This is a genomic window from Gemmiger formicilis, from assembly GCF_016901605.1.
Lineage (GTDB): Bacteria > Bacillota > Clostridia > Oscillospirales > Ruminococcaceae > Gemmiger > Gemmiger formicilis_B.
The window spans coordinates 1-6,039 of sequence record NZ_JACJKP010000170.1 but is presented as its reverse complement, the minus strand read 5'-3'; the positions used below and the strand labels follow the sequence as shown (position 1 = coordinate 6,039).

The window sequence follows — 6,039 nt, the reverse complement described above, 5'->3', positions numbered from 1 at the left end:
CGCATACTCCCGGGGGTAAAAACGCCGCACCTCCCAAAGCAGGCGGTTGGGCAGCACAATATGCTTCTGGCTGCGCTCAATGGCATAGACCAGGTGGTCGAACAGCGTGACAAACAACTGATCGTTCAAACGTCCGGGGAACTGCTCATAGGCCAGCTGCAGGGCTTCCTCAATGGCTTCGGCAGATTCAGCCGGCACATCGCGCAGCAGCTGCATGTACCGTTCCGCTGCGCCTGCCTCCTGCAGGACAAAAACCTTCTGCACCCGTTCCCGGGGCAGTTCCTGCCCTACCTGGCAGAAAAAGCGCAGCCCTTTGCCCATGACGATCTGTTCCCGACCCTCTTCATCGGCAACCAGGACCAGATTGTTATTCAGGATCTTTTGCACGATCATGCCAGGCACCCCTTCTGCACCATGATTCTCCTTTTTTTACTATATTACAGGTTTTTGCCGTTTTCGGCAATGGTCTTTTGGTACCAGTAGAAACTGTCCTTGGGAATACGCCGCAGGGAGCCGCCTTCCTCTTCGTCGCGATCCACATAGATGAACCCGTACCGTTTGCCGTATCCCTGGTGGGTGCTGACCACGTCCAATGCGGACCAGGGGCAGTACCCCAGCATCTGGACACCGTCGGTAATGGCTTCCCGCATGGCATGCAGATGCTGCTGGTAGAATTCAATGCGGTAGGCATCATGCACGGTGCCGTCCGGTTCCAGCACATCGGGCGCACCGATGCCGTTCTCGGTGATGAGGATGGGCAGGTGGTACCGCTCGCATATCTTGCGCAGGGTGTAGCGGAACCCGGTGGGGTCGATGACCCAGCCGTACTTGGTCTTGCCCACGTAGGGGTTTTCCGCCGCGCGGTAGACCCCCTGCTCCCCCAGCATGATCTGCTGGTCCCCGGCCCGGGCCGACACATCCGAGGCATCGCCGTGGCTGGCCGCAATGGTAGCGGTGGAGTAGTAGTTCATGGCGATAAAATCGGGGTTTGCCCCGGCCAGTGTTTCCCGGTCGCCGGGCTGTACCTCCGGCATCAGGCCGCGGTCCTCCAGGTAGCGCACCGCCAGGGGATGATACCACCCGAACACCGGCACATCGGCAAAGTTCCAGCAGCGAAGCACCTCCCAGTTATGGGCGGCAATGGCATCCTCGGGCCGGCAGGTCTCGGGGTACATGGCGGTCAGGTTCAGAGCCGGGCCGATTTTGGCGTCGGGGCACATCGTATGGCAGAGTTTCATGACCCGGGCCTGGGCCAGCATCAGGTGATGGTTCATCTGATAGAGAGTCTTGCGGCTGGGCAGCACACCGCCCTTGGGCAGGCCGATGGCACCGGGATGCAGGATCATGGTGTTCTGCTCGTTGATGGTGAGCCAGTATTTGACCTCGGCGCCAAACTCGGTAAACAGCACCCGGGCATAGGCTTCAAAGGCATCGATGGTGGCACGGTTGGCCCAGCCGCCCTGTTCTTCCAGGCACCAGGGCAGGTCAAAGTGGTACATGGTGACCACTGGCTCAATGCCGTGAGCACGGCAGGCACGGATCACCGCCCGGTAATGTTCCACACCGGTCGGATTGACCTTGCCGGTACCCTCGGGCAGAATGCGGGTCCAGGCAATGGAAAACCGGTAGGCTTTCAGCCCCATCTGCGCAAAGAGAGCAATATCCTCCTCAAAGCGATGGTAATGATCGCTGGCCACCGTAAAATCAGCATAGCCCGCCGGGTGTTCGTACCGGTCAATGATGGAGGGACTTTTGCCGTCGGCATTCCAGCCGCCCTCCACCTGATAAGCAGAAGTGGAAGCGCCCCACAGAAAATCCGCGGGGAAATCCAGCAGTTTCTGGTAGATCATCGGAAAAGACTTCCTTTCTTATTCCACGGTCAGAACGGTATCGCCCACGGCAACGTCACGGCCCGTGACTGCTGTGCAGCGCTTGTACTCGTCGGAGTTGGTCAGCAGTACCGGGGTCACCGTTTCGTATCCGGCGGCCTCGATGGCTTCCCGGTCAAAGGAGATCAGCAAATCTCCCCGGTGCACCCGGTCCCCTGCCTTCACATGGGCCTCGTAGCAGCGGCCCTGCAGGTTGACGGTATCAATGCCCACATGGATGAGCAGTTCCATGCCGTTGTCGCCGCGGATGCCCACAGCATGTTTGCTGTCGGGCAAAGAGGTGATCTCGCCGTCCACCGGCGCGCAGACCTTGCCTTCGGTGGGCTGGATGGCCAGACCGTCCCCCAGCACCTTCTGGGCAAATACTGCGTCGTTGACTTCTTCCAAAGCCACCGCATGACCGGCCACAGGGGCCACAGCGGCAGCCGCTTTGCCTTCCGCTTTGGGAGCGGCCGGCACCGCCGGGGCAGGCGCCGGGGCAGCGTCCTCCTCATTGGCAGGGTCGTCAAAGCCCAGCACCCAGCAGGCGATGAAGCCCGCCACAAAGGAGATCACGCAGGTAATGATGGCGTGGACGATGTTCATGGGGTTCTCGCCGATGAAAGCGGGCAGCGCCGCCAGACCCGGCGAAACAAAGGCATACCGCACCAGACCGGACAAACCCGCGTAGATACCGCCGATGCCGCCGCCGATCATGGAGGCGATCAGGGGCTTTTTCAGTTTGAGGATAACACCGTAGAGGCAGGGTTCGGTGATGCCCATGACGGCCGTGAAACCGGAGGAAGCGGCCAGCTGGCGCAGCTGATGGTTCTTGGACTTGCAGGCAACAGCCAGCGTAGCACCGCCCTGGGCGATGTTGGAAGCCAGCATGCCGGGGCCGTTGACGATCTCATATCCCAGAGAGGAGATCTGCACGGTGGCAATGGGGGTCATGGCCCAGGCCGTACCGGTGAGCACCAGGAAGGGCTGGAAGGCACCCATGAGCATGGGCAGCAGCCAGCTGGCGCGGGCATTGATGGCGTTGGCCGCGGTTTCGATCAGGGTATTGAGGAAAGCGCCGAAGGGGCCGACCACCAGCAGTGCAATGGGGGCCGAGATGAAAAGAATAATCAGCGGCTTGAGGAAGAATTTGATTACCGAGGGGGTGTATTTTTCCGCAAAGCGCTCCACATAGGACATGATCCAGATGCTGAGGATGATGGGAATGACCGAGTAGGTGTAATCCACCAGCCGCACCGGGATGCCGAAGAAGTCCACTGCTTCCCCGGCCGAGACCATTCCGGTCCAGGTGGGGTGCAGCAAAGCGCAGGCCAGGGTCATGGCCAGCACGGGGTTGCATTCAAACTTGATGGCAGCACCATAAGCCAGCAGTACCGGCATAAAGTAGAAGGCCGCATCGGACACAAAGTTGAGGATCTGATAAGTAGAACTGGTATCGGACAGGCCGCACAGCACCAGGATGGACAGCACGGCTTTGATCATACCGCCGCCGATCAGCGCCGGAATGACCGGCGTGAAGGTCGTGGAGATCACACTGACGATCCGGTTGATGATGGACTGCTTTTTCTCCGGTTCCGGGTCGGTTGCCGAGGAACCGCCGGCCGCCGTGCCGCCCATCTCGTTGATAAGGGCGCGGTAGGTGATGGGCACATCGTTGCCCACGACCACCTGGAACTGGCCGCCCTTTTCCACCACACTGATGACACCGGGAGTCTTTTCGATGGCTTTTTCGTCCACCTTGCTGCGGTCGTGGAATTCAAACCGCAGCCGGGTGGCACAGTGGGTCAGTTTGCTGATATTCTGCGCACCGCCCACCAACGGCAGCAGATCATAGGCCAATTTTTTATAATCCATACATGATTCCTTTCTATTGGTGTTCCCGCCGGGCAGCCGCGCGCCTGCCGCCCCACAGGCATAAAAAAAGACCACACCAAAAACACCATCGGGAAGATGGTTTTTGTGTGGTCTTGCCTGCATTACCAGTAACAGCCAATATTGATTTGGTACCATGATAGCAAACTGTCCGCAGCAAGTCAACGAGCAACTCTTACAAATTCACGGTTCCAAAGTTGTGCAATCTGCGCAGTTTTCTTCCGCCTCCGCCGCATCCGGGGACTGCTTTTCCTCTTCGCCGCCGGGGTTTTCCTCCTTCTCATACAGGAAAGCCGTCTGCTGCATGACCTTCTGGTACTGTTTGGGGGAAAGGCCGTACGCCTTGCGGAAGCGGCGGATAAAGTAGTTGATATCGTTATAGCCGCAGGCCGTGGCAATGGCCGTGATGGACAGGGACGATGCGTTGAGCAGCAGGATCGCCCGGCGCAGCCGCACCTGATGGATGAATTCCGTCAGGGTGCTGCCGGTTTCCTTGCGGAAGAGATTGGACAGATAGGTTTTGGACATATTGAACATCTTGGCAAAATAAGCCAGGCTCAATTCTTCGATGTAATGGAAATCAATATACGAGATGATCTGTTTGACGATGGGGGAGTATCCTTTCATGGCATGGTCATTGACCAGTGTACAGTAACCGCGGATCATGCTAGCCATCAGCTGGTCCAGTTCCTGTACAGTCCCCCGCCGGCTGATCTCGTAGGCAAAGCGAGTGGAAAGATCGTCAATATACAGCGGGTGTACGCCCGCCACCTCCACCGCCTTGCGGCAGAGGGAATTGAGAATGACCGTGCGGTGGCGCCAGTCATCCAGCGGATTTTCCGCCCGGGCGGGAATATTACAGCGCTGCAGTTTGCCGTACTGTTCCCGGGCTTTCTCGAAGTCGCCCGCGCCGATGGCTTCCAGCAGGCGGTTTTCCAGCGAATAGCGCTGTTCAATGTCCGTCCACACATGCCGGAGATTTTCGTGCACCTCCCGCACTTTTTCGTAACTGACCGGAAAGGCACCGTCCAGTTCGGGGAAGCGATTCAGGTGATAAGGCCGCGCAAACACCCCGGACGCCAGATACAGGATCAGGCACTCCACCGCATCCACATCCTCGATGGCAGGCAGCGTATTGTAGAACTCCCACAGTTCGGTGAGCAGCTTACCCGGCAGATGGTTGCGTTCCAGTATGGCCAGGGTTTCCTCCCGGGTATGGGGCTTGCTCTGCAGGGGACCGATGGCCAGGATCTCCTGTTCCTGGGAATCGGTCTGTTCCGGCGGCACCGAGAGGTAGAAATACTGCAGATCATATTCGTCCCGCAGGTGGATCATCATATCGTTCTGCACCCGCCGCAGCAAAAAGTCAAAAGCTGCCGCATAGGAGAAAGATTCAAACAGCATCCCGCGCAGGCGGCCATCCAGCAAGGGGAGGCCGTCCTCCCGGTTGCGGACGACCTGCACTTTGAGGCCGACCACACTTAACGCTTTATCGAAGATTTCCAGACTGCGTGGTTCCATCCCGGATACCTCCCTTCAACTTGCACAAAAATCAACACAGTTTTATAGGCATTTTTACAAAAGAATTTTTGTGCTACTTTTAGGTTATATTATCATAGCCTTCCACTTTGTGCAAGTTTTATCATGAATAGAGTCATATACATGATTTATCGAGCAAAAAAGGATGTACGCCTCCTGGTTCCAGGATATGGCCATGGGCTTCAAGATTTTCTGGATGTTCCTGACCTATCTGCTGTGGGGCAGCGTGTTCTATACCAGCATCAACATTCCCTACGGTTCCATGGCTTCTGCCATTTCTCCCGAGGCAAAGGACCGTGCCAGCCTTTCCAGCTGGCGTACCATCGGCGCCACCCTGGCCAACGTGGCCATCGGCGTGGTGCTGCCCCTGGTGGTCTACTACTCGGACGCTAACGGCAACACGGTCCTTTCCGGTTCCCGCATGTCCCTGGCCGCCCTGGGCTGCTCCATCGGCGCCGTGATTTGCTACCTGATCTGCTATCACCTGACCACCGAGCGTGTCAAGATCGAAAAGATCAACCAGAGCTTCAATCTGGTGCAGCTGCTCAAATCCCTGGTGACCAACCGGGCACTGGTGGGCATTATTGTGGCCGCCATCATGCTGCTTCTCTCTCAGCTGACGCTGTCCAGCATGGGCCAGTATATCTACCCCAACTACTTCGGCAGCGCCGCCGGCCTGTCCATCGCCAACGGCCTGAGCAGCGTGCTGACGCTGGTACTGGCCATGATCGTGCCCAGC

At 58.0% G+C, this 6,039-nt stretch carries 5 protein-coding genes; 1 reads left to right on the top strand and 4 read right to left on the bottom strand.

The features are described from left to right. The 4 genes from H6B10_RS11850 to H6B10_RS11835 all read right to left on the bottom strand — a co-directional run. Window positions 1–393: CAT RNA binding domain-containing protein (locus H6B10_RS11850; RefSeq protein WP_204651798.1), on the bottom strand; the 393-nt coding region annotated here is incomplete at its 3' end. Window positions 394–437: 44 nt separating this feature from the next. Beyond that, window positions 438–1,850: a glycoside hydrolase family 1 protein gene (locus H6B10_RS11845; RefSeq protein ID WP_204651797.1), complete on the bottom strand. Its 1,413-nt coding sequence runs from the start codon at window positions 1,848–1,850 to the stop codon at window positions 438–440. An 18-nt stretch (window positions 1,851–1,868) separates the two neighbouring features. Continuing rightward, a complete protein-coding gene (locus H6B10_RS11840; protein WP_204651796.1) occupies window positions 1,869–3,743 on the bottom strand; it encodes a beta-glucoside-specific PTS transporter subunit IIABC in 1,875 nt (624 codons plus the stop codon). Window positions 3,744–3,944: 201 nt separating this feature from the next. Continuing rightward, window positions 3,945–5,282, bottom strand: coding sequence for an AraC family transcriptional regulator (locus H6B10_RS11835; protein WP_204651795.1), 1,338 nt, complete (start codon window positions 5,280–5,282; stop codon window positions 3,945–3,947). A gap of 163 nt (window positions 5,283–5,445) precedes the next feature. On the opposite strand from H6B10_RS11835, the gene H6B10_RS11830 reads away from it, so the two are divergent. Next, window positions 5,446–6,039: MFS transporter (locus H6B10_RS11830; RefSeq protein WP_204651794.1), on the top strand; the 594-nt coding region annotated here is incomplete at its 3' end.

Bases quoted from the DNA above. Each gene is read 5' to 3' on its own strand.
- H6B10_RS11845 (WP_204651797.1), bottom strand. From the start codon at position 1,850: ATGATCTACCAGAAACTGCTGGATTTCCCCGCGGATTTTCTGTGGGGC.
- H6B10_RS11840 (WP_204651796.1), bottom strand. From the start codon at position 3,743: ATGGATTATAAAAAATTGGCCTATGATCTGCTGCCGTTGGTGGGCGGT.
- H6B10_RS11835 (WP_204651795.1), bottom strand. From the start codon at position 5,282: ATGGAACCACGCAGTCTGGAAATCTTCGATAAAGCGTTAAGTGTGGTC.